The sequence below is a fragment of the Agarivorans litoreus genome (assembly GCF_019649015.1).
Lineage (GTDB): Bacteria > Pseudomonadota > Gammaproteobacteria > Enterobacterales > Celerinatantimonadaceae > Agarivorans > Agarivorans litoreus.
This window is the reverse complement of record NZ_BLPI01000001.1, coordinates 3,326,270-3,350,669: the sequence shown is the minus strand read 5'-3', so window position 1 is coordinate 3,350,669 and position 24,400 is coordinate 3,326,270. Positions and strand designations below refer to the sequence as shown.

24 protein-coding genes and 1 pseudogene are annotated in these 24,400 nt (G+C 43.7%); 10 read left to right on the top strand and 15 right to left on the bottom strand.

The window, feature by feature from the left end; all coding sequences use genetic code 11:
* Window positions 1-10: 10 nt before the first annotated feature.
* The 6 genes and pseudogenes from radD to K5L93_RS15395 form a co-directional block, all read right to left on the bottom strand.
* Window positions 11-1,738, bottom strand: a complete 1,728-nt coding sequence (gene radD, locus K5L93_RS15415; protein ID WP_220720633.1) for a DNA repair helicase RadD — start codon at window positions 1,736-1,738, stop codon at window positions 11-13.
* A gap of 153 nt (window positions 1,739-1,891) precedes the next feature.
* Window positions 1,892-2,176 (bottom strand): annotated as a pseudogene (locus K5L93_RS20105) (cellulose binding domain-containing protein); the annotation flags it as partial.
* An 18-nt stretch (window positions 2,177-2,194) separates the two neighbouring features.
* Window positions 2,195-2,332, bottom strand: coding sequence for a hypothetical protein (locus tag K5L93_RS20100; protein ID WP_246615065.1), 138 nt, complete (start codon window positions 2,330-2,332; stop codon window positions 2,195-2,197).
* 335 nt (window positions 2,333-2,667) lie between these two features.
* Window positions 2,668-2,973, bottom strand: coding sequence for a hypothetical protein (locus K5L93_RS15405; RefSeq protein WP_220720632.1), 306 nt, complete (start codon window positions 2,971-2,973; stop codon window positions 2,668-2,670).
* Window positions 2,974-3,109: 136 nt separating this feature from the next.
* Complete coding sequence (locus tag K5L93_RS15400; protein WP_220720631.1) at window positions 3,110-4,075, bottom strand: sensor domain-containing diguanylate cyclase; 966 nt, start codon at window positions 4,073-4,075, stop codon at window positions 3,110-3,112.
* A gap of 202 nt (window positions 4,076-4,277) precedes the next feature.
* Window positions 4,278-4,520 (bottom strand): hypothetical protein, encoded by a 243-nt coding sequence (locus K5L93_RS15395; protein WP_220720630.1) that lies wholly within the window; start codon window positions 4,518-4,520, stop codon window positions 4,278-4,280.
* Window positions 4,521-4,659: 139 nt separating this feature from the next.
* Between K5L93_RS15395 and nifW the strand changes: the two genes are divergently transcribed.
* Window positions 4,660-4,935 (top strand): nitrogenase-stabilizing/protective NifW family protein, encoded by a 276-nt coding sequence (nifW, locus tag K5L93_RS15390; protein WP_220720629.1) that lies wholly within the window; start codon window positions 4,660-4,662, stop codon window positions 4,933-4,935.
* A 324-nt stretch (window positions 4,936-5,259) separates the two neighbouring features.
* Window positions 5,260-6,438: a maltose/maltodextrin ABC transporter substrate-binding protein MalE gene (gene malE / locus K5L93_RS15385; RefSeq protein WP_220720628.1), complete on the top strand. Its 1,179-nt coding sequence runs from the start codon at window positions 5,260-5,262 to the stop codon at window positions 6,436-6,438.
* Between the two features lie 42 nt (window positions 6,439-6,480).
* Here the strand turns inward: malE and K5L93_RS15380 are convergent, their stop codons facing one another.
* From K5L93_RS15380 to K5L93_RS15360, 5 genes are all read right to left on the bottom strand, one after another.
* A complete protein-coding gene (locus K5L93_RS15380) occupies window positions 6,481-7,944 on the bottom strand; it encodes a nucleoside hydrolase (protein ID WP_220720627.1) in 1,464 nt (487 codons plus the stop codon).
* Window positions 7,928-9,316 (bottom strand): sensor domain-containing diguanylate cyclase, encoded by a 1,389-nt coding sequence (locus K5L93_RS15375; RefSeq protein ID WP_220720626.1) that lies wholly within the window; start codon window positions 9,314-9,316, stop codon window positions 7,928-7,930. The genes K5L93_RS15380 and K5L93_RS15375 overlap by 17 nt, the downstream gene beginning before the upstream one ends.
* Before the next feature lie 95 nt (window positions 9,317-9,411).
* Window positions 9,412-9,927, bottom strand: coding sequence for a hypothetical protein (locus K5L93_RS15370; protein ID WP_220720625.1), 516 nt, complete (start codon window positions 9,925-9,927; stop codon window positions 9,412-9,414).
* A gap of 354 nt (window positions 9,928-10,281) precedes the next feature.
* On the bottom strand, window positions 10,282-11,100 hold the full coding sequence (locus K5L93_RS15365; RefSeq protein WP_220720624.1) for a hypothetical protein: 819 nt from the start codon (window positions 11,098-11,100) through the stop codon (window positions 10,282-10,284).
* A 27-nt stretch (window positions 11,101-11,127) separates the two neighbouring features.
* Complete coding sequence (locus tag K5L93_RS15360; protein ID WP_220720623.1) at window positions 11,128-12,144, bottom strand: surface lipoprotein assembly modifier; 1,017 nt, start codon at window positions 12,142-12,144, stop codon at window positions 11,128-11,130.
* A gap of 252 nt (window positions 12,145-12,396) precedes the next feature.
* On the opposite strand from K5L93_RS15360, the gene K5L93_RS15355 reads away from it, so the two are divergent.
* The 4 genes from K5L93_RS15355 to K5L93_RS15340 all read left to right on the top strand — a co-directional run bounded on the left by K5L93_RS15355 (window position 12,397) and on the right by K5L93_RS15340 (window position 15,581).
* The gene (locus K5L93_RS15355) at window positions 12,397-13,146 is read left to right on the top strand and encodes a response regulator (protein ID WP_220720622.1); all 750 of its coding nucleotides are present in this window, start codon (window positions 12,397-12,399) and stop codon (window positions 13,144-13,146) included.
* Window positions 13,147-13,160: 14 nt separating this feature from the next.
* Complete coding sequence (locus K5L93_RS15350; protein WP_220720621.1) at window positions 13,161-14,474, top strand: ATP-binding protein; 1,314 nt, start codon at window positions 13,161-13,163, stop codon at window positions 14,472-14,474.
* Between the two features lie 82 nt (window positions 14,475-14,556).
* Window positions 14,557-15,180, top strand: coding sequence for a 3'-5' exonuclease (locus tag K5L93_RS15345; RefSeq protein WP_220720620.1), 624 nt, complete (start codon window positions 14,557-14,559; stop codon window positions 15,178-15,180).
* A 119-nt stretch (window positions 15,181-15,299) separates the two neighbouring features.
* On the top strand, window positions 15,300-15,581 hold the full coding sequence (locus K5L93_RS15340; RefSeq protein WP_220720619.1) for an RNA recognition motif domain-containing protein: 282 nt from the start codon (window positions 15,300-15,302) through the stop codon (window positions 15,579-15,581).
* A 26-nt stretch (window positions 15,582-15,607) separates the two neighbouring features.
* Here the strand turns inward: K5L93_RS15340 and K5L93_RS15335 are convergent, their stop codons facing one another.
* From K5L93_RS15335 to K5L93_RS15325, 3 genes are read right to left on the bottom strand one after another with little or no spacing between them, the layout of a single operon-like run.
* Entirely contained in the window at window positions 15,608-15,901 is a 294-nt protein-coding gene (locus tag K5L93_RS15335) for a hypothetical protein (protein ID WP_220720618.1), read from the bottom strand.
* 31 nt (window positions 15,902-15,932) lie between these two features.
* Window positions 15,933-19,046, bottom strand: a complete 3,114-nt coding sequence (locus K5L93_RS15330; RefSeq protein WP_220720617.1) for an efflux RND transporter permease subunit — start codon at window positions 19,044-19,046, stop codon at window positions 15,933-15,935.
* Window positions 19,046-20,077, bottom strand: a complete 1,032-nt coding sequence (locus tag K5L93_RS15325) for an efflux RND transporter periplasmic adaptor subunit (protein ID WP_220720616.1) — start codon at window positions 20,075-20,077, stop codon at window positions 19,046-19,048. The genes K5L93_RS15330 and K5L93_RS15325 overlap by 1 nt, the downstream gene beginning before the upstream one ends.
* A gap of 448 nt (window positions 20,078-20,525) precedes the next feature.
* Here K5L93_RS15325 and K5L93_RS15320 point away from each other — a divergent pair, with 448 nt between their 5' ends.
* From K5L93_RS15320 to K5L93_RS15305, 4 genes are all read left to right on the top strand, one after another.
* A complete protein-coding gene (locus K5L93_RS15320) occupies window positions 20,526-20,957 on the top strand; it encodes a DUF3429 domain-containing protein (RefSeq protein WP_220720615.1) in 432 nt (143 codons plus the stop codon).
* A gap of 13 nt (window positions 20,958-20,970) precedes the next feature.
* The gene (locus tag K5L93_RS15315) at window positions 20,971-21,372 is read left to right on the top strand and encodes a thiol-disulfide oxidoreductase DCC family protein (RefSeq protein WP_220720614.1); all 402 of its coding nucleotides are present in this window, start codon (window positions 20,971-20,973) and stop codon (window positions 21,370-21,372) included.
* A gap of 20 nt (window positions 21,373-21,392) precedes the next feature.
* Window positions 21,393-21,647, top strand: a complete 255-nt coding sequence (locus tag K5L93_RS15310) for a DUF3081 family protein (RefSeq protein WP_220720613.1) — start codon at window positions 21,393-21,395, stop codon at window positions 21,645-21,647.
* Between the two features lie 101 nt (window positions 21,648-21,748).
* Window positions 21,749-22,240, top strand: a complete 492-nt coding sequence (locus K5L93_RS15305; RefSeq protein WP_220720612.1) for an Mpo1 family 2-hydroxy fatty acid dioxygenase — start codon at window positions 21,749-21,751, stop codon at window positions 22,238-22,240.
* A gap of 75 nt (window positions 22,241-22,315) precedes the next feature.
* On the opposite strand, the gene K5L93_RS15300 is transcribed toward K5L93_RS15305, so the two are convergent.
* Complete coding sequence (locus K5L93_RS15300; protein WP_220720611.1) at window positions 22,316-23,890, bottom strand: polysaccharide lyase family 7 protein; 1,575 nt, start codon at window positions 23,888-23,890, stop codon at window positions 22,316-22,318.
* Window positions 23,891-24,400 lie beyond the last annotated feature (510 nt).

Genomic DNA, 24,400 nt, shown 5'->3' with positions numbered 1-24,400 from the left:
TTTTACGTGTCTAATAATGCTGATTAGCTTTTCGATAATTACCTTGGTAATCAAATATCCGATGCTCAATAACCCAGTAGTGCTTTTGCTTTTTAGCAATAACAAAATCGGGGGCTACAAGTTTTGTTATTAATGCTTCTGCTTCTTTTGCATCGTTAATTAGCGCCGTTTGCTCAGAGACTCGACGACTAAACACGGCGTTAAATTGTTGCTTGGCTTTGGCGTAGTCAAAGTTAAAGGTTTCACTGAGCTCTGCGCCATCTTCATCGTGATAAACCAATTTAAGTTTATTGCCATCGCAGCTGGCCGAGATGCCACTGCACCTTAACACTTTACGATCTTTTAACTGCAGCGCATCTTTAAGCTGCTTGTCTGGGTCAATTAATTGAAAGCCGCAGCTTTGACATTGCCGTGCTGCAATATCGTTTTCGGCATTACATTGTGAGCATTGTTTGTATTTATAGCGGTAAGTACATTGGATTTGTTTTGCTGGCTCGCCTGGGTCTGCTACTAACCCTTGGCAACGTCGACCATAATGCTCAATAACATCACCATCTTTATCGGTAATGCCCCAAAACATATTGGCAAATAGGCATTGCGGGCAACTTACCTGCACCAAGGTACTGTTAGGGTTGGGTTTTACTTCGCCAATTTCCGGCTGATAGAGATCGTAGTTATTACCTGCATAATCAACAATTAGGCAATCAGTTTTATCTTTAAATAAACGTAAACCTCGGCCGGCGATTTGTTGATACAAGCTTACCGAAGCAGTGCGCCGCAAAATAGCAATTAAGTCCACATGTGGTGCGTCAAAGCCAGTGGTAAGCACCGATACATTAACCAAAAACTTAAGCTGCTGGCGCTTAAACTGTTCAATTAAGCTGTCTCGCTCAGCATTGGCGGTAGCGGCAGTGATAACCGCGGTTTGCCCTTCGGGCAAATAGTGTGCAATTTCTTTGGCATGGTAAACCGAAGCAGCAAACACCATTACGCCCTTGCGATGTTCTGCAAGTTTTACTAACTGCTTACAAATGGCTTGAGTCACCCTGGGGCAGCCAGCTAAAAACTGATCCAACTGTGCTTCGCTGTATTGCTGCGGTAAATCATCAAATTGATAACGCGCTGCGGGCGCATCCACCACCAGCGGCTTAGTTAAATATCCTTTAGTAATGAGATAGCGCATCGGCAGCTCGTAAATACATTTTTTAAACCAAGCTTGGTCGCTGCCACGCACATAGCCGTGATAATGATGTTGGTAGATCCACCCTCTATCTAAACGGTACGGAGTAGCCGTTAAACCCAGCACTTTTAGTTGGGGGTTTTGTTGCTTTAAATGCTGAATAATTTGCTGATACTGGCTGTCATCGTCTTCGCTTACCCGGTGACATTCATCAATCACTAGCAAAGAGTAGTAGCCGGAAAAAGCTTCAAGGTTGCGACTTAGAGACTGCACACTGGCAAAGGTAACTGGAAGTTGGTTTTGTTTTAAGCCTAAACCTGCGGCATAAACGCCTGACTCAAAACCATAGTCTTTAAACTTTTGATGATTCTGTTCGACCAACTCTTTGACATGGGCCAGCACTAGAATAGGGTGACGCGCTAAACGCGCAAGTTCGGCAATCACGATGCTTTTCCCAGCACCAGTTGGTAGCACCAACACAGCGGAATCGTCACTTTTTCGAAAATGAGCGAGAACAGCATCTACCGACGCTTGCTGGTAGTCACGCAGTTGAAACACTACTTGTTAACCTTAAGCTAGTTAAAAATCGGCTTATTATGCCATGTTTAAGTCGGTGTGCTTTATAGTAATTATTTCGTTGTTTCATAAAGCGGCTACCAAATTGGCATTAAAAAAGGCGGCAGGAGCCGCCTTGTTCAAAAGGTATAAATACTAAGGTAACACTTCACAGCTTGGCGCTTCAAAGCTTCCGTTGTATCCACCTTGCAGACCAAATGAGGTACTTTGGCTAGGCACTAAACGAGCGTTGTAAACTTCGTTCACGGCAGTTAAACCTAAACCATCACTTGAGGCTTGGTATTTAGCATTCCAGCCATTTACTAAACTAATTGGTTGAGAGAAGCTTAGGTGAACTTTCCACCCTGTTACCTCTTCACCGCCAGCATTAGTCACCTTAAGGTTGCCTAATACAAAGCCTGTATTCCAAACATTGGCTTCACCAACAGTACAAGTAAGTTAATAATCCCCACCGCCTACAGGAGGCTGTTCACCCGCTTTAACATTTAAGTTTAAGCTAGCTTCTGCTGATAACTCTTCACCTTGCTCATCGATAGCAATTCCCATAATCACTACCTGCCCTTCTGTCTCTGGCATTGTGAGTGATACCTTACCGCTGCAAACGAAGAGCTTAACCATGCCATGCTAACTCATGAACGCTCTCATTAGGCCTCACACCATTTTTGGCAAACCTTACTTTGAGGTTTTACTCAATAATGAAACTAGCAAGCAAAAAACAGTTCTCAAGGCCTTTATTGACAAATATAAAACTAATCAAGGAAAAGATTTTTGTGATGAAATGAAAAGGAAAAAATCGGGCTTACTTCATGCTAAATGTTGTGCGAGGTCGCGAACGACAACAGGTAAGACCTGTACCATTCGAAGTAAAACAGCATTTTATGATAAAAATTTATTTAACGGCTTAAATAAAATCAAGCGCTTAGTGCTTCATCCACTTCAACGTCACGGTATTTCACTCGTTTATAAACCAATACGGCAACCATGCTTAAGTTGGCGGTTAACACCAAAGATGTGCTTACCGACAGTAATGGGTCTGCCACTACAAACACCGTATAAGACCACGCTAATACCGCATTACATTGGAACATTATCCAACTTAAAAACGAGATATCTTTAGCAGGGCCTTTTATCCGCATTAAGCGAATGATTTGCGGGCTGAAGGACAAAATAGAAATGATCCAACTGAAAGGATATAAAAATTGAATAAACTGTTCCAAGTAAATCTCCGATAGCCAAAACGCGCCATCCGAGGCGAACAGTCATACCATTAGTGCAGGCAAAAATTAGTGAGTAATTCTAAAGTTGCGCGATAATACACCAGCAAAGCCAACTGGTCAAAATACAATCAAGTAATTACTCAACTTTATGTTGATACATATCTTGGTCTGCCAAGGCCAATATGCCTTCTACCTCCATATTAAGATCAACATCTGCATAACCAATCGCCACTGTGTACAAGGGTAAGTCTTGCTCAGAATACTTAGCAAACTGGTCGGTAAAGCGCTGAGCAATGGCATCAAAATCAGAATCATGCTCAATTAATACTAAAGCAACGAACTCGTCCCCTCCCATGCGACCAATAACATCAGAACTACGTACACATTTGCGCATCGCTTTAGCCACATCAATCAACACCTCATCCCCTACAGCATGTCCGTAGTTATCGTTAATTTGCTTAAACTTGTCTACATCTAGGTAGAACACGCCCAAGCGAGAGCCCATGCGTTTTGCTAAGCGGATCCGCTGCTGAGCTAAAGAGCAAAATCCGCGGCGGTTGTTTAACTCGGTTAAAGGATCGGTAACCGCCAACTTTTGCATGTGAGTGTATAGCTCTAGCAAAGACAAATCGGCTTCTAAAATGTCTTTTAACTGCTCGATAAGTTCAAAGTAGGTATCGTCGTACTTGGTTTCACGATAATCCATCACACAAAAAGTACCAAAGGCTTTCCCGTTAGGCCAAAAAACCGGTACGCCTAAATATGAGCGAAACCCATCGCCATGCACCTCTGGGTTACTATCCCAACAAGGATCTATCATAGCATTGGCTACATACAAGCTTTTACGCGTTTCAACAATTTTGCGACAAAAGATATTAGCTTCTGGTTCAACCACCATCCCAGCATTGTAGGGGTTAGTTTGCTGATCACTAGCGATGGTGACCTGATAACCACTTGGCGTGTGTTGAACCAAGAACCCAGCAGGTGCATCAAACAATTTAGCCAATAAATTCACAGTACGCTGCCATTTGGTAAGAGATATTAGGTCATTTGGGTTGGATAAAATCCATTGCTCTGGGTCAATCGCCGGCTTTAAGGGCATCTACATCTCCAAAATAAACAAATTTACCAAGTTAGCTAAGTAAGACCTTAGCTAAGCTGATAAATTAAGTTTATGAAAGAAGTACTTATAGTGCCCGCTATCAATAATCGTTAGCTAAGACTTGAAGCCTGAGCAACTGGCAAGAAATATTTACTCTAGCTAAAGAAACTGGAGTGAACATAAGTCGATTTTTTAATTAAAACTATTTATAGCCACCACCGCAGCCAAAGTTCTGCCTCATATCAATTTGCTCTTCGGTAAGAAAAGCGCCTTGCTTGTTGGTATTAGATTGCTTGATAGAGGCCAACAAATCCTGATTATAGTTTTGATTATCTTCTGTCTTATTATCGCCCCTGCTGGTGGTTGCTTGGCTAGAACAGGCTGAATTAGTACGCAGATTATTACCGGAATTGCAGATTTCATCTCCCAGGCCTCGACGCAACATTTTTTAAAACTTAATCTGAGCTCAGTTCAAAGTCATCCTGCTTTTCTTGAAAGACGAAGAATCGAAGCTTAATTAAGTCACATCAAAAAAAGATCTCGATGATTTTGCTAGCCTATTCGCCAAGCCTTAGGACTCATCAATGACTAATACCAAAATCAACAAGACAATTGAAAACTTCACTTGCATTGAAGAAGCATTGCGCTACTTCGAGATCGACTTTGATAAGGGTTTTATTAATGAATCCAGAGACTTGTTAGTTAAACGTTTTGGCGGCAACCTCATCTTAAGTAAAGCTGATGACTGGTTTTCGGCACGCCGAGCTCTAAAGAATGCTTACTGCAAAACCCAGCGTGAGCGTTTAGACAAACATACCCGCTCGGCTTGTCGCGGCTGTACTTCCTGTGAACGCCGGTAAAACTTGTCAGTAAACCTCTAGCCAGCTACACCTTTATAGCGGCCAATTGTGATTGTTTTGCGGTACACATATTCACCGTGAACACAGCGGCGTAATTGCAGACATAAGCAGCAACGCTAACAAGAATAAAACTCACTAGGGCTCTCCCCCTTGCCCTTCTACCTTTTAACAGCAAAACTATTACCAATAGCAGACCTCTTGGTATCGCAAATCTAATATTAACTCCAGCCCGATTGTGATCCCGCTCTATAGCCACTTTGCTTTTTCTTGCAAATCACTCATGTTTTTTCAATGCTGAGTCGGCAGGCTAACGGGAAAAATATAATGAAAATAAGGATTACCAGCATCACGCTAAGCTGTGCTTTAGCGGCGTTTTCTAGCCCAGCTCTGGCCGACACTCAGCAGCCAGAACTCACTATATGGACGGGCAAAAGTTACCAACAAATGCAGCTTATTGCGAAACAATTTAGCGCAGATACCGGCATTATTGTTGAGGTGAAACAACCCGTAGACATCACTGGAAACTTTGAAATTCAAGCTCGCAATGGTGAAGGACCAGACATCGTATTTTGGCCGCACGACAGAATGGGCGATTGGGCAAATGCTGGTCTAATTAAACAGTTAAAACCCAGCCAAGCGCTACAAGATTCCGCGGTAGGCTACGCTTGGGACGCTGTGAAAGTTGAAGGCCAAATATATGGCTACCCGATAGGTGTAGAAGCGATAAGCCTTATTTACAACAAAGCGCTAATTAATGAAGTTCCTACTAGTTTTGAGGAAATCTTCGCTCTAGACAAGCAGCTTCAAGCGCAACAACGAACCAAAGCCATTTTGTGGGACTACAACAATACCTACTATACATGGCCACTATTTGCTGCAAATGGCGCTTATATCTTCGGCAAGCAAGGTGGGCAATACGATGTTAAAGACACCGGGGTTAACCACCCCAGCGCTATGTATGCCGGCAAACTACTAAAAGACATGCTCGACCAACAAATAATGCCGCGTAACGCGGACTATTCAATCATGGATATGCAGTTTGTTAAGGGCAAGGTAGCCATGGTAATTAATGGGCCTTGGTACTGGGATGAGTTGGAAAGTGTAGGTATGGATTTTGGCGTTGCGCCGTTACCTAAAATTAATGGTAAGCCCGCCAAAGCCTTTGTAGGCATTTGGAGCGCCATGGTGAATAGCGCAACGAACCAACCCGCATTGGTAGAGGAATTTCTAAACTACTACTTAATGAATGTAGACAACCAACGCTTACTGTTTAGCAGCGGCGACATTGGTGCCATGGCAAACTTACAGTTACAGCAAGAATTAATTGACGACCCAAAAGTACAAGCGGTTTATGCCAGTGCAGCACAAGGCGAACCTATGCCAAATGCTGCAGCAATGGGTAAGTTTTGGGCCGCCATGGCTACCAGTCTCACCAACATCACCACCGGTAGACAGGCCGTAGATAAGGCCCTAAATGCAGCCGCTAAACGGATTACTCGTTAAAAAGTTATTAAGGCTGAGCTTTCACTCAGCCTCATTAACCTCCTAAACAATGCCTCGAGATAAGCCCATTTGTCGCCCTTCTTCCATCTCCCATTGCACACCGTAAGGATCTATCCAATAAAAGAAAGTAATAGGGAAACCGTCTAATTTATCAGGATGATAGCTGTTGTTGGTATTGATCATTGTTACCCCAGAGTGGGCTTTTAAGTAATGAAATACTTCATTACAGTTGCTCACTTCCATTGCAACATGACGAGGCCCACCCAAATCGTAGGTTTTAGCTTGTGGAGGTAGTGTAGAGTTACCTTTAGGATAACGATAATGCATTAGCTCCAAATACATACCAGCTTGCGGATGCTTTAAAAAACGCACATCTACATCCACTTTCCCATCACTAATACCGGCATCCAAAGCAAACTCACTCATGGTTACACCTTGGTAGTCCATCAACTCACCTTGAGCATCTCTGGCCATTTCAAAGCCTAGGGCAGACTGATAAAACTCGGTGGCTTTCTCTACATCATCCACAACAATATTGATATGAGACATCCCTAAAACAAAATGCTGCATATCATGGGCTTTAATTTTATCTAGCAAGATACCTTTACTCACATCACTTATTGCCGTGCAATAACGAACCTGTCGACCAGACTTAATATGCTTAGAGCACAGAAGGTAATCTTTATCTTGTCCTTTTTCTGTATCACTAGGGCCTTGGGTAATTTCAACATCCCACAGCTCCGAGCTAAACCAGTCTTGATTAATGAGATACGCAGCAGCAATCAGATCAAAGGGGTTAAAGCCGCCCGCTCCAAAGACTAACTCCCACTCAAGTAACCAAGGTTCCGACTTTTCTGCCAAATACCTAGCAACTTTACTGGTTTTAAGCATACCCAGTAGATCATGTTGCTTAATCCAAAATGGCTTACACGCCTCATAAGGGACTAGAACGAGGCTTATTTGCGTATCTAAAATGAGCTTGTAAGCATCCACATCGGCTTCAAAGTTTAAATCTCGAAACGGCTTGGGCTGATGATGACCAGAAACAAAATGATCATCGATGCTTTGTCGGCCGGCTAGCAGTACAATTTCATCTATATTATTAATAAGTTGTGGATAATGCTTAATGAGTAAAGCAATGTTGGTGGCCGCGCCAATCCCTAATATCTTAAGCGAACCTTCCTCCAAAGCCTGAGCCATCGCTTTAACACCTTCAGGAATGTCGGTAACTTCTGCCAGAGGCTTGGCTGCGCCTTTACTCACTACAACACTGTTTGGGCCAAATCGCTTGATAAAATCGCTAGCAACGGCGGTACTTACTTCAATATTATCGGTATTGCCCAAGGTGCTACTTATGCCTACAACATCAACTTCAACTGAGCGCAGCAAAGCTGCAATTGCATAGCCATCATCTACATCACAATAGCTTACTAAGCTATTTTTCTGACCTAAGGTGATATCACTATCTATCCAAATACGCGCTTGTTGTTTAACTGTTTTGATCATCGGGAGAGTCCTGCTGGGAAGTCCATTGAGTTAATTCGATAGCATTGCGACCAGCAGCTTTAGCACGATACAAAGCTTGGTCTGCAACTTTATATAGCTGATCAATATCTGATAGTTGAAGAAGGTCATCAGGACGAGCAAAACACACACCTATGGACATAGTTACTACATCAAATGGTGCATTCTTAGGATGCTCAATTTCCAAACCTTCTAGTTGCTGACATAACTGAATCGCAATAGGGTAAATGTCATCAGCTTGTTGAGTTTGTAGTAATACCACAAACTCCTCTCCACCCAAACGAAAAGCCATATCGGTATCTCGCTTCATGGTAGATTGAATTGACAAGCCAACTCGCCTGAGCACTTTATCTCCTTCAGGGTGGCCTAAATTATCGTTATAAGCCTTAAAATTATCCAAATCACAAATTAGAAAACCTAAACATTGCTTGGCTCTTTTTGCTTGATTTAGATAATCGTTAGAACAAACATTGAAATAGAAGCGAGAGCCTAATTGCGTTAATGCATCTACCTCAGAGAGCTGCTCTAGTTCTACAATTTGTCCTTGAGTACGTTTTACTAGTGTTTGAAATTTCCGAGCGAGCACACCAACTTCATCTTTTCGTTCCAATTCTGGCATGTTTGATATATCCACATCCCTTAATTGGGCACTCATGGCAGTTGCTAATCTTTTAATCGGTCGCACAATCCACCAGCTTGCCCAAACAATCAAAATCACTGAAAACAAAATAGCGGTTATAGCTTCTTTCAGTAACTGGGTTAAGATCTCTTGCTGTAATTGATAAAGGTGCTTAGCATCATAGAACAAATAAATGCTTCCCTTTTGTTGATTACGTAAAGCTAAATGCAAAAACAATTGCTGACTTTCAGAATTAAGCTGATAGCCACCTTGCTCGATGTTGGGTAATGGAAACTTACCTTGAAACTCTTTTTGTCTACCAATATCGAGATAATGGCGTAATAAACGCTCTTGAGCCCGCCCAATCAAGAAAGTTAGCTTAACGTGGTCTGCATCCTCTGCTTCTAAGCGCCGATTTAACTCTGCTAACTGCGCTTCTTCCTCTGCAAGCTCGTCTTTTTCAATATTGGTTTTCCATACCACTCCTGGAGTTTTAATGTAAGAAAAGCCAAAACGTTTCGCTGAAAAGTCTGAATTTGCTTCCACAGAAAAGAACAAAAGGTTTTCAGCCGCTGCGTATAACTTTAATGCGGAATCAAGCTTAATATTAGTGTAATTAAGGCCAGCAGCCGAGGGGGAGACCAAATCGATGATCGCGTTGCTGTTGGTGCGAGCACTACTCACTGCATGTGAAATGCGAGTGCCCCACTCGCTGTGATAGCGATTGTAGGTCATGGTAAAAACCAGCCAAATGACTAAAATAAGGTGTGACACCAACAGTAACTGGCTAATTTTTAACCTGTTAACTACATTTGCGAAGGGCATGTAGTTTATTTATCGTTAAATAAATCAATCACTGGAACGCTACAGGTACCATTTATACAAATATCTTGATAAGCAGTATGACAGCGGCTACAAAATTCCGGCTCAAAGGTAGGATGTTGAGAGCTAATATCATTTCCCTGCGTATCATAGGTGCCATATATAGGCTCACCAGCTAAATGCTCAGTAACAAACACCACGCCTGGGGTTTCATATACCCCTACTACGGTTACACCATCATCATAAGGACCATGGGTAGAATACTGGTCTACCTTGTCGGGATGAACATAGGTAGTGAGTTTGGTGCCTTTTCCGTCATTAATCCAGTTATATGCTGCCACCGCTTCTTGAATAAACAGCGGCGTTTCTTCCGGAAGAACGACATCTTTACCTGGCACCATGCTAATGCCTACTACAGTCCATTCTCGCCAATCTGGCGGGTAACTGGCAATTGAATCAGCAAATACCGAAGCACTAAATATAAACAACAACTTAGCTAAAAAAAATCGAGATAAAGCCTTCATCTAACGTCCCTGTAATTAAATTCTCCAACCGATACTAAGGCTAAGTTCTTGATTTAAGCAAGCTCAAAAACATCAATTATCTAAGCATTAGCTATTTTTGTGAAATTAAAATCATTGTTGTAAACATTAAAAAAGCGGCAAAAGCCGCTTGTAAAAACTAAAGCTAAATCAGCCCTCAAAGAACTTGTCCAATGCTTTTAAAGGAGAGCTAAGCAAAATAGTGTAGATTTAATCATCTAAGTTATCATGCAAATCTGAAGGCTTACTTGAAAGCCAGTAGGGCGGCTACTTTTTATTGGGATTGTTCGCTATTAAATTCAGGCTTCATGTGTTATTTACCAAACTAGCCAGCACTTAAAACAAATACTGTTGCATGTATACCGTATATTTATCACCTTCATCCACCCCACTTTGCTGCACAATAAATGCCCCGAGTTTATCTTTGCTTAACCATAGCTCGCTGCTCTCTCCTTCGGTATTCAAAGCAAATCCATGGCTAACATACACTCGGTTTGCAGCGCTTAATGGTTTCTCTCCTAAGTACTTAACTTGATACTGAATAATGTCAAACTCATCAAGATCTAGCACTTTGAATACCTGGGTGTTTTGATGATCAATGGATGCCATCAAGTAATCAGGAAAACTCAAAGAATCAGAATCAAAATCGCTGCGTTGCAAAATAGCATCAGGAGCTTGCTCAAAACGGTTTAGCAATAGAGCCATGCCATTAGAGTTATGCTGATTCTCAATCAACTGCAACAGCTTATTGGTCCATGTGGAGTTGCTGCTAGCTTGGTTTTCTAAGGCATTGATATGGATACCTTGCTCTAATTTATCATTGCCAAAAATTAAATAGCTTTCTTGATTTTCATCAACCTTAAAAGCGAACTGTTTCAAAGCTCCATTATCTAACATTACTTTTCCGCTGCGCTGGTAAAACTCCTTAAACCACAGAAAACTAAAATCTAATTCCACCTCCTCCTCAATGACTAAGCCATTAGGAAATTGGTTATCGATGATTCGGTTCCGTTGGTATACGCCCACCACATCCCCTTCCACCTCAACCTGATAAATAACGGTTCTTGACTCATGCGCAGCAGCCACTACTTGGGCGCCAAACATACTACACAAGCCAATAATCAGTAATACTCTGCAACGCTGCATTACCCTCATAGCTACCACTCCTTGTTTTGCTGCCTATTAAAATTCGTAGGCTACGCCCATCAACACTCCTAACGATTTGCTTTGATAGAACGCAATATTGCTATCGCCTTTATCATAAGATGCCATCAGGTATACCGAGGTATTCTCAAAATCAAAAGGTTGGGCATAGCCATAAATGGCGTTTATAGCAAAATCGTCATCGCCCTGAGTTTGGTTAAATATCGGATTACGGCCCTTGTAGTCACGCTTAGCATAATTAATGTAAAGGCTGGTGAAGTGGCGCTCGGCAAAGCTGTAGGTGGTTTCTAAGGCAAAGGCGTAGGCATCAAACGCCATTGCATCACCATCGGTATCAGCCTTGGTATAGGTAAGCTGAGGAGTCACGGTAAATCCATCTTCATCGTAAGCCAAAATCTCTGCAGAGATTCGGTGATACTTGCCGTCACGTTGCATTCGCTTTTGTTCGTTAGCATCTAAACCAAAGGCTTGACCACTACGCTCGTTTTCTATATCTGCTGCCGCAAAGCCGTAACGCAAGGTTAGTGGCGTATCAAATAAATAACGCCAAGCTACCCTAAAACCACTGCTATCAGCATCGGTTTTTTGCCGCGCACTGCCGGTTAAATATGGGTCTTGCCAAGTCTCACTAAAACCTGGCAGCTTAGGGAAATACGCCAGTTCTAACTGCGAATACTCGCCCACCATTTGGGTAATACCCAGTTCAACTTGGTCTTGACCACGTACAATGTTTTCTTCTTGTTGACCTAAGAAAATCTGGGTTTTCTTGTTAGCGAAGGTGTAGTTTAGCTCCGCTAAAACAGCTAGGCTTACACCGCTACTTTTATTGCCCGAGTTATTAAGATCCTGAGTCAGCGCGTTATCGTCATCAGTATCAAACTGAGATTGTTGCTGGCCCACCATGCCACCTAACAATAACTCAAAACCAAACCCAGCCTCATCGTCTACATAACCAGTAGCATTGGCAGCACCAACAGATGCAAACGTAGCGAGTACGCTACTTGTTAATAGACGCTTAGTGTGAAATTTTTTCATCCTGTTCCCTATCCCTTTAATAGACTTTCAAGCATGCGTTTGCATGCCGAGCAACCACTTGTTGAGCACATTGTAAAATGCGACAAATTCTCACTCAGTCAGTCTTATGTCAGGGATAGTCACTGTTTTCCGATATTCCAAACTAGATATTGAGAATTAGTTTACATTTAAATGATATTTGTCGTAATTTTGTAAGTGGTAATTGCATCGACCTAAGGGCTCTCTAAAATGAGCCAGCTGAGGGAGTTGTCTATGCAGGGAAACAAGTTGAGCCAAGAACAAAAAAAAATCGTATTAATTGAAGATGATTCGCGCCAACAACAGTTGGTGGCTACGTTCTTGCGCAGCGAAGGCTTCGAGGTAATTTCTTCAGAACGTGGTGATCAAGCGCCAGCGCTAATTGCCAAACATTCTCCAGATGCAGTGCTGCTAGACTTAATGCTGCCAGGCATGGACGGCATTCAAGTATGCCAAGTTGTTCGTGACTTTTATTCTGGGCCGATCTTGATGGTTACCGCTCAAGGCGATGATGTAACCGAAGTGTCTGCGCTCAATTTAGGGGTAGATGACTTTTTAAGTAAACCACTACGCCCACATGTATTGCTCGCTAGGCTTCGCTCTGCACTGCGCCGCAGTGAACGCGCCAGTACCATCGATGCCTTGCAGCTAAGCAATAGCGAACCGGTTCGCCATCCTAACCGAATTAGCAGCCAAGAGCTGATTGCCGACAAAACTCAGCGCCGCATTTGGCTAGGTGAGCAACTGCTAGAACTTACCGACGCCGAGTTTGACCTACTTTACTTTCTTATGGACAACGCAGGCCACGTATTACCGCGCGATGTGCTATTTAGAGAAATGCGTGGCATTGATTACGACGGCCTCGACCGCTCGCTAGACATGCGAGTATCAACTATACGTAAAAAGCTAAACGACAATACGCCACCTTACCGCTACATTAAGTCGGTGCGTGGTAAAGGCTATTTATTTGTAAAAGCAGCATAGCGAGCTAACCCCGCTTGATTACTTTATTTCTAAAGCTGTTTCTGTCATCGGTGTTATCAATTATTGCCGCCACCTTTATTTACGGCGTGATTATTGAAGAAAAAGTGCAGCACATTGAGCGCGAACAAATACGCAAAATTGTGCTGCCTATTTATTACCTACTAGACCGAGATCTGCTGCAAGCAGAGAATCCAGACGTAAATAAAATACTCACTCGCTACCAAGAAGAATTCCCTTTCTTTATCCGCATTTTTCCGATTACAGAACTAGACGCAGAAGCCCGCTTAAAGCTAATGCGTAACGGCGAATACATATCGGTTAAAAGCAACTTTTTAGATGACGACGACATCGTTCTTTATTACCAATGGCCAGACCAACAGGTTCTCGAGTTAGATTTAGACGAAGAGTTTGTTGATTACGGTGATTGGCTATTTTGGTACATGGTAGCGCTAATAGGTGGCTGTTTAGCCGCTACCGTAATGTGGTTCTCTTTCTCCATTACTCGCCATACCTATCGTTTGGCTAAAGTCACTAAGGCGCTCGGAGAGGGAAATTTTGATGTGAGCGCCAACGAAAAAGCGCCTTCACCGATTAATCACATGGCGCGTAGCTTAAATAGCATGGCCGCTAAACTTAAGTCGCTGATTCAAGAACAAGACTCGATGACCATGGCGGCGTCTCACGAACTTAAAACCCCGATTAACAATCTGCGTTTTGCCTTGGATATGACGCGCTCAATTACCGACATGAAAACCATGCATGAGCACATTCAAGAGATGGATGAAGACTTAGATAGCTTGGAAGACCTAACTCACGAGTTAATTAGTTTTTCTCAGCTAACTAAAGCGCGTGAAATAAACCCGCAATCAATTAACCCCTACCCTTTGCTTTACAACATGTGTGAGCGTCTCTCTAAGCTTAGCCCCAAACTAAAGATTCAAATTGAATGTCCGGTGGGTTTGAGTTTAATGGCCGATGAAAAGCTAGTGCGCCGCGCTTTAAACAACTTGATCGTAAACGCTCAAAAGTATGCCGAAAAGCTCATTCTTATCCGTGCTTATGTGGTCAACAAATCGGTCATTTTTGAAGTACATGATGATGGTAGCGGTGTACCCGAGAAATACCGCGAATCAATTTTCCTGCCCTTTGCTCGGGTAGATGATAGCCGCAGCCGCCAGAGCGGTGGTCATGGTTTAGGTTTATCTATTGTCGAGCGAATTGTCACCAACCACTGCGGTAAAGCCAGTGTAAGCGATAGCCAACTAGGCGGCGCTTTATTTACCCTAGAGCTACCACTATTCCAAAATAGCGAAGACCACAAAGAATAATTAGCTGCCCCCTTAATCATTGCCTTTTCGCTGAGCGGCGTTACCATGGTGGGCTCAAATTAATGACTAGAAGCTCGCACCATTGACCGCTCAAGCCCCTGCTAATACCGTTGTTGTCCTCGATTTTGAAACCACTGGTTTATCGCCAACTCAAGGCGATAGAGCCATAGAAATTGGTGCCGTATTACTAGAAGATGGCCAAGCTACAGCGCGCTTTCAAGAGTTGATGAACCCAGGCTTTCGCATCTCTTCTTTTATCGAAAACTACACGGGTATCACTAATGCCATGTTGCAAGGGGCAGCTCCTTGCGATGAGGTAATGGAGCGTTTTTATCAATTTGTTGGCCAGCACAATATGGTGGCGCATAACGCATCCTTTGATCAGCGTTTTTTAGAAGCCGAGTTTGCTCAAATAGGCCGACGACTTAACGGCAACTTTGCTTGCTCGATGTTATTGTCACGCCGGCTATTTCAAGACGCGCCCAACCACAAATTGGGCAGCTTAGTCGCTTACAATAACATCGACAATGATGGTGTTTTTCACCGCGCCTTAGCCGATTCTGAAATAACAGCCAAGCTTTGGCTGTGTTTACTCGAGCAATTAGAGCAACACTATTCGTTAATAAATCCAAGCTTTGCGCTAATGCAGCAAATTAGTCGCAAGAGCAAAGCAAATGTAGCGAGCTTTTTACACAAAATTGCGTAACAATGTGTGAGATAAAACAAACCATGAATTTGCGCCAAGCTTGGGCTATTGCAACACGCGAGTTTCCCGCTGCCATATTCATTCACTCGCACACATTCACCCGCAATTATAGGTGTTCCATGAAAATACTTGTCCGTAACCTCGCTCGCAGCATTACAGAAGCCGACTTACTCGCTTTATTCGAAAGCCATGGCGCTGTAGAAAGCTGCGATTTGGTATTGGATAATGAGACGGGCAAATCTAAAGGTTTTGGCTTTGTCAGCATGCTTGACGAAACAGAAGCCAATGCAGCCATTGCCGCGCTAAATTCAAGCAAGCAAGCAGGTAATAAAATACGGGTTAAGTTTGCCGAAGAAAAAGGTCCATCTGAGCAACAAACTGTTTGGCCAGAGTCTGAATAAACTTCAGCCATTAGCGAGTAAGCCCCTTACTCGCTAATAAACCTAATTTGCCGTTGCGGTTTTAAAATCACTATCCCTTTGTTCGCTAACGCAGCCACCACTTGCTGAGTAAGCTCCTGTTGTTCACCACTTTCACTGGCCTCACTTAACAAAGATTGGCTTGCATAGGCGCAGCTCACCAGCAAGCTGTCGGGAAAGCGCTGAAAGTTAACACTGTGGCTAATCCACGCAAAACCCTCACAGCGTTGCTTAGCGTCCTCACATACCTCGGTTAAAGCCGCTACGATGTCCTTATCGCGTTTTTTGTCCATCTTTCGCATTAGTTTGCTTGCTCGTTTAAATTATTTGCCACTAGTTATCATTACCGGTTAGTAAGCTTGGTGCTTTAAGCTGTTGATTAAGCTGCTCGGCACGCGCTTCGGGCGAGCCGCTTAATGCCCCTAATAAATGATACAAGCACGGTACCACAAATAGCGTGACTAACGTGGCCAGCAACATGCCGCTAAATATTACTATACCAATAGCAAAGCGCGTTTCGGCGCCTGCTCCCGTAGCCAACAACATTGGCACCGCACCCAACAAGGTGGTCATGGCAGTCATAATAATCGGGCGTAGGCGATTGGTGGCAGCTTTAATAATCGCTTCTTTAACCGCTAAACCTTGGTCACGCAACTGATTAGCAAATTCAACAATCAAAATACCATTCTTGGTTGCCATGCCAATTAACATCAACAAGCCAAGCTGGCTGTAGATGTTAAAACTCTCTCCGGTTATCAACAAACCCAGCAAGCCTCCTAGTAAACCTAAGGGCACCGTAAGCATTACAATGGCTGGGCTAATAAAGCTCTCAAATTGAGCCGCTAATACCAAGTAACAAACCAATAAGGCCAATGCGAATAACAACCAGATCTCGCGTTGGTTATCGTAAAACTCTTTTGATTCGCCGGCGTAATCAACCGTATAACCACTGGGTAAAAGCTCGCTAGACGCTTGATTTAAAAAGCTCAGAGCTTCGCCTAAACTTACGTTGTCACTTAAGTTGGCTTTTAAGTTAATCGACTTTTTACGCTGGTAATGGAACAAGCCGCGAGCCGAAGCAACATCTTGCGCCTCTACCAAGGTATCTAAAGACACCAAAGCGCCAGTATCACTGCGCAAATACACTTTGCTTAAATCACTGGGTGATTGAAATTGGTTTTCATCGGCTTTTAAGTATACGTCGTACTCTTCACCAAACTCTTCAAAACGAGTTTGAGCACGTCCTCCCAGCAGCACCTCTAAAGTGCTGGCAATGTCATTAACGCTAATGCCTAACTCTCTGGCTGCTAGTCGATTAACATGCAGTAATATCTCTGGCGTTGTAGGGTTGTAGTCCAGCTGCACACCATGCATTAGGCCACTGTCTTTGGCTTGCTGCTCTAACTCTAAAGCGTATTGATAGAGCTGGGTGTAGTCGTCACCTTGCAATACAAACTGCACTGGCTCACCCATTCGTCCGCCAAAACTAGGTTGGTAAGGATACACTTTAACATCGGCGACATCATGAGCCGCATCGCGGATCATCTCTACCACTTCGCCAGCATCTTGGCTACGCTCACTCCAATCTTTTAAGCGAACAATAAAAAAGCCTTGGTGATCTGCCCAACTGCCAAATGCAGGTGCCGAATAGTTAAGGGTTTCGATTGGCCCGTCATCACTCATCATCGGCAATAGCCGCTGCTCAATCTCAGCCATGCTTTTAACCATGCGCTGGTAGCTCGTTGCTTCTACACCGCCAACATAGACGTTAACCACGCCTCGGTCTTCTTTTGGCGCAAAGGCAGGTTGTTGCTGTTGATAGGCCCATACCAATAAACCCATGCACAAAGCCACCACCGCAAGTGCAGAAAATGTAAAGTTAATAATGCGAGTTAACAGCTTGGCATAAGCCTGCTGCAGAGTGGTCATGGCGCGCCCTACCGAGCGGCTCATCCAGGTAGCTTTGTTGGGATTTTTTTCAAACAACTTACCGGCCATCACTGGCGCTAAGGTTAGAGCAATTAAAGAGGAGAAGATCACCGCAGCAGACAGCAATACAGCAAATTCGGTAAACAGATCACCGATTTTTCCTTGCATAAACACCAAAGGCAAAAACACCATCACCAGTACAACGGTGGTAGCAATTACTGCAAAGTTGAGCTCTTTAGCTCCTCGAAATGCGGCAACTAATGGCGGCTCGCCAGCGGCGCGGTGGCGAATAATATTCTCTACCACCACAATCGCGTCATCCACCACTAAACCAATAGCCAAGATTAAAGCCATTAGCGTCACTAAGTTGATGCTGTAGCCAAATAAATAAGCCACTGAAAACGCAGCAACTAGTGATACCGGAACGGTTACTGCTGGAATGATGGTTGCGCTTAATCGCCCTAAAAACAGGTACAACACCGCCACCACCAGTAGCGCACAAATTAGCAAGGTGGAATACACTTCGCTAATGGCCTGGCGAATAAATACAGTGCTATCGTAATCAACCGTAAGTTCTGCACCAGAGGGTAGAAAGCGCTGCAATTCCGCCAACTCTTTTTTAACCGTATCTGCTACTTCTAGCGGGTTAGCCTTAGACATTGCCACAATGCCCAAACCCATGCTGTCCACGCCGTTACTTTTAAAAGTAGTGGTGTCTTTTTTAGCGCCAACGTAAATATGCGCGATGTCTGACAAAGTAACGTGGTCACCGTCAAAGTTGGCAATTTGTAGCTTGGCAAAGTCGTCAGCCTGTTGGTACATGCGCTCCATGCGCACCACAATATTTAAACTGTCGTTACGCACGTAACCCGCTGGCAATTGTAAGTTTTCACGGTTTAAGGCATCAATCACATCGTTGGTGGTTAAGCCGCGCCCAGCCATTGCGGTGGGGTCTAGCTCCACATACATCACCCGTTCAACCAAGCCCGAGGTATTTACCGCACTCACGCCGGGCAATAAGCTAAGGCGCTCAATTAAGATCCGCTGGGCAAAATCGCTAAGCTCTACTCTGTCTTGCAAAGTAGCAGTGAGATTAAGCCACATAAACGGAGCTTCTTCGCTGTCGTTTTTGCGTACCACCGGTTCATCAACATCATCAGGCAAGCGATTACGCGCTCGGCTCACCGCATCACGCACATCGCTCACCGCGGCCAACATATCCGAGCCTTGCTTAAAGGTAATGGTAATGCCTGACCAGCCATCCCAAGACGATGACCAAATATAATCAATGCCATCAATTCCGCTAAGCTCGTCTTCAATCGGCTTGGTGATTTGTGATTCAACAATGGAAGAGGCACTACCGCGATAAGGGGTACCAATAGACACCACAGGGCTTTCAATGTCGGGCATTTCTCGCACTGCTAGCTGGCTATAACCCACAACCCCAAACAGCATCAGTAGCAAACTTAATACTATCGCCGCTACCGGACGATACATCGACAGGTCAGATATTTTCATTAGTTGAGTACTTCAACCTCGATGCCATCATGCAGCTTCACCAGACCTTTGTTTACCACCTGTTCACCAGCATTTAAGCCACTGAGTACTTCTACTAAGTTGTCGCCGCGCTGGCCTAACTCCAACTCAACTTTTTCTGCAACTTGTTGATTAACCCGATAAGCAAAACGGCGATCGCCGTTATAAGCAATCGCCTGTAGGGGAATTAATATCCGCTCGCTAGCACTTAAATCTAATTCGCCAGTGACCAAAGTACCTGGAGCAATGCCTGCTTGCTGATTGTCGATAGACAATTGAATGAACACATTTAAGCTTTCGCCGCGCACTCGGCTGTCAATGCTAGTTACTGAGGCATTAAACATACGTGAGCTTAAACCTGCTTGGTGCAGCTTAGCCTGTTGCCCTACCTTAATTCGGCCTAAATGGCGCGCGGCAACCGGAACGTTAAGGCGTAAAGTATTGGCATCATCTAAGGTGGTGAGCACGGTATCTGAGTCAACTAACTGTCCTGGGCTTAAATCTACAAGGCCGAGTTTGCCACTAAATGGCGCGCGAATAGCCCTGTCTTGCAACGCGGCTTCTGCTAACGCGAGCTCGGCTTGTTGCATAGCAACTTGAGATTCGTAACGATCCACTTCGGCTTGGGTGGTAGCCCCTTTAGGTAATAACTGCAGTAGATTTTGATGCTGACGAAGAATGTCATCAAGCCGTGCTTGTTCACGCTGCAACACTGCACGTTGGTGGCGGTCATCCAATTGAACCAACAATTGGCCTGCCCGCACGGCTTGGCTAGAGCTAACAGCAATCGTGTCTATGCGACCATCCACCTCTGCTTTCACATTTACCGAATGTGCAGAGAACACATTGCCTAATAAATGCACTTTTTCGCGGAGCTTACCTTGCTCTACCGTTACCACTTCTACGGTAACGGGTTTACTTGATGTTTGTTCTGTTTGAGCCGCGTCGTCACTGTAATACATCCATGTAACAACAGTAAGAAGCGCCACCACAACTAAAATGATGCGTCGCATTACTCTTTACCTTTTCAAACTGAGAGAGGACTCTAGCGCAAGCAAAGGCCATAGGTCTATCTTTAGTTGATTACAAACTGCATAAATGCGAAACAAGCAGCATCATGCACTACAAAAGATAAGAATAAACAAATTATAATTAAAAATAGTCCTGAATAATGAAATTAATTACCTGAAGCAGGTCGCTTTAAATTTTTGCAGCAAGACTTCCCTCGTCTATCTACGCTTATATTGTTTGCAAATTTACAACTACTCACCCGTTCTTCAATGGGCTTGCAATATTTGCGAAACGAAACTGGCACGAACACCTAGAAAAACAATACGAAAAAGATTTGTTCTGCAAGATATTGCCATTAGATAAGTCTGCCAATAACCGTTAACTAAAGCCTAAGCGATCTATTTGCCACTTTTATACGTTTTATTGATGAGCGTTAGGTGAGGTGAAAGATTGGATAGTTTACAACGAAACTACAAGCTACTGGGGTATGCTGGTTTAAGTGTTTTTATCGCTTTAGCATTGGCGGTGATAATTGGAGCACCAAATATTGGCTCATCGCCTACCCAATTGTTTTTGTATTACAGCGTGAGCATTTTGTGTTTTTTGTCCGGTAGCTTATGGGCACAAACCGTCTCGGGAAATGCATTTGGCCCAGCTCAGTTATTCATAAGCAATACCCTTACCTTGCTAGCTTGTGCTAGCTTGACCATTAACTCTCCAACTTTTGCACTCGCAGTATTAGCCTGTGCTTTTAGCTACCTTTACTACTGCGAATGGCACAGTGCTAATCCCAGCCGATTAGGTAAAAGCTACCAATCTATGCGCTTTAAACTCACCACAGTAGTAGTACTTTGCCACTTTGTGGTTCTTAGTCATCAGTAATCTGGAGCCTATGATGCAATTACGAATTTTTTATGATGCCCAATGCCCACTTTGCGCAGAGGAAATGCGTCAACTCAAGTTTTTTGACCATCGCCAACTCATTGAGCTGCAAGATATTAATCAAGCAGATTTCACCAGCAAATATCCACATATTGACCGTACCGAAGCCAGCGACATACTGCATGCCGAAACAGAAGAAGGCGCCTTACTGCTAGGCTTAGATGTTACCGCGCAAGCGTGGGGGTTGGTCAATCAGAAACCTTGGATACAACTACTCCGTACCCCTTTATTACGTGGAATATCAGACAAAGCCTATTTAGTTTTTGCCAAAAACCGCTTCAAAATATCTAAACTGTTAACCGGTAAAGAGCGCTGTAATGAACAAAGCTGCGGCGTGGGCAAACAGTTTGATTGATCAACAAGGACGCCCATAAGATGCAACGACTAGTCGATGTCAATTTAGTACTTCGGGTCTACGAAAAGATTTGTCGCTTAGGAAAAAAGCAGCGAGACCACTACTTGTATGAAGGCCTAAGTGCCAGTTCAGACTGGGACGGTTATACCATTGTTGTTGCTAACTCCCAGCTTGAGCTAAGCGTGTTTTTTCATAACAAGTATCAGTTCTCTAGTCACGACGATAAAGCGATTGAAGGCTTTATCAAACAGCTCAAATTTATTGACCAACAGTGAATGCTGCGAGATCTAGCTCGCAAACTAAGGCTCCAAGGCTACTGGTCAGAGCTCCAACTGCTACAGTAACAGTTTTTTAACAAGTGAGCAGGAAGCTTATTGTGTCGAAGCCAGTCCAGCAATGGTTTAAGGAATATGCGCGTAGCCATCAACATCCCACAAACAAGGCCATCCACTGGCTTATGGTGCCTGCCATCTACTTTAGCATTGTGGGCTTGTTGTGGTCAGTCCCTCTACCGGGAACAAATTCAGCCAACAGCAATGCCTTATGTTGGATCAATTTAGCCAGCTTGCTAGCCATACCGGTTCACGTCTTTTACTTCCGCTTGTCTAAACCCCTTTGTTTAGCCATGGCGCTGTTTACTGTTAGCTGCTTTTTGGTTTGTGATTTGATGACTCAGTTCAGCCCTTTGGCCCTATGGAAAGTGAGCCTAATAATCTTTGTTGTCGCTTGGATTGGCCAATTTATCGGCCACAAAATAGAAGGTGCTAAACCTTCCTTCTTTGAAGATATTCAGTACCTACTAATCGGTCCGCTTTGGCTGATGGGTTTTGTATTCGATTACCTAGGTTTAGATTACCAACAAAAATAAGCCGCCAAGTTTAGCAAGCCAAAAAAATACCCCGCTTTAGAGCGGGGTATTTTTAAACAAAGCGATAACTAAAGCTTATTTCTCAGCGTAACTATCGTGAGTTGCTTTTAGCTTGTAGAAGGTTGCTTGAGAGTAATCATCTAAATCGCCAGAGATGTTTTGGTTGTAAACACCGGCTTTAAAGTACATGTACTTACCACCAACATCGTAGCCACTGTCGCTCATGTCAACTACCTGAACAGCGTCTTCTTTGCCTTCTCGAGAAACGGTAACAGTCATGGTGTTGCCAACCACTTCGATACGGTAGCTAAATACTTCGCCTAGCGCGATACCATCTTCACCAACCTCAGCCGTTAAATCACCTACTAGCGGATAGAAATCCTCTTTGGTGGCGTCTTGGCTTTCGTGAGCAAAGTAAACAGCACCAGTTGCTTGGTTTGGTAGCTTACGGTAGTACAAACGAATTGGCTCATCGTTTTGATCGTGGATTTGACCAATGATAAAACGACCGACTTCGTTAGCAGCACCAGTAGTGGTAGCGTGGTCAATTTTAAGAGTAGCTTCTAGAACGCCATCAATACCGCCGGCAGCTTTTAAGTCTGCTTCAGGAGCGCTTGAGAATACCCAGTTATTTTTGTTCACGCCCTTAGTGCTATGTGACATGTTACCGCGACGCAGCATTTCACGAAGCTCAGTACGCGCATACTTAGTGTTTTTAGAGGTACGAACCCCTTTCACGTAGGACTTAAATACTAGACCACCATCGTCTGCTGTATAGAAAATTTCCGGGTGCTGATAACCGTTTGCAAGGTTCCACTCAGATACATCATCTGGACGGCCATCTTTATCGTGATCAAATGGTTGAGAAAGGTACCAGTAAGACAAGTCAAAGTTTTCACTTGGCGCATTCCCCGCTAACGGTGTTTCTGGCAACGCGGGGGTTGGAGGAAGCTCAGAGCGCAAACAGTTTACTGTGGTTTCACATGGATAAACCGCAGGCGCACCAAAGTCGCCAGAACGCAGGTCTTTACGAGCTTCTTTACGCGCTTTTTCCGCCGCTTTCATTTCCGCAATCATAGACGCTTCAGCAGCAACTACTGCGCTGGTGATAATGTGGCTTGATGGACACGCGTTAATACTACAGTTAACAGCTGCTAGTTCAGTAACACTGTTCCAACCATTTTTAGTGTTGCCGTGTCCAACATATTTTACGTAGCGAGCGTTTACTGCAGGCTCGAACTGAAATCGCTCTAAACCTAAAGCTTTACCAGAGCTCTCTTGGCCCTCTAAAACAGTGGTCCAATTTTCACCATCAACACTCATTAGAATATCAAACTTAGACTGACGCTGATTACCTTTGCTAAAGGCAGCCTGAACGGCATCAAACTCCTTAACCGAGCCGTAGTCTAGCATGGCCCATTCGCCATCACCGGCGGCTGACCAACGCGTTGTAATGTCTTGGTCGAATAAACGGTCAGGGCCGTTACCATCATGGCTACTTGCAGTAATGGCTACTGGCGTTAATAGAGCTTCACCCGTTTCTTTGTTATTGGCAAACTTTTCAACAGAGTCAGGAGCAGAAGTTGATGTACAGCCTACGGCTAAAAAAACAGAAGTTGCTAGTAAGCTTTTAAGATAGATATGTTTCATGTATCCATTCACCTAATGTTGTATAAATCAACCATACAGTTTGTATATGATCGATTCAGTGCTGTGTGTTGACGTGGAAATTACAGCTATCTCCGTTTCCACATTATCTGAAACCCTATACGAGAGCGTTTTCAAATCTAATGAACCACAAAGATAATATAATTTAATAATACAAATACACATGAATGTTGATAAATGCGATTAAGATCTAATCCTGCGGTTCGCAATAGTGATCTATGTTCAAAAAAGCTTACTCACATTTAGGGGCTTACTAAGCAATTTAAGTTTACACCTCGGGGAAATACCGGCTCTAAATTCATCTTGCGGGTTCTATGATATTAAGCGGTTAATACTCTGTAATTGCTTTTAAGAGATATGTCCTGTTTAAATTAACTTCTCTCTATGCTGGTTTTGGTAATGGGGGAAATTTTAATTTATTGGCTAGGGATAGAAGGCTTATGTATGACAACTTACGCTTTGTATACGCAGCTAAAAAATAAGCCGCAAATG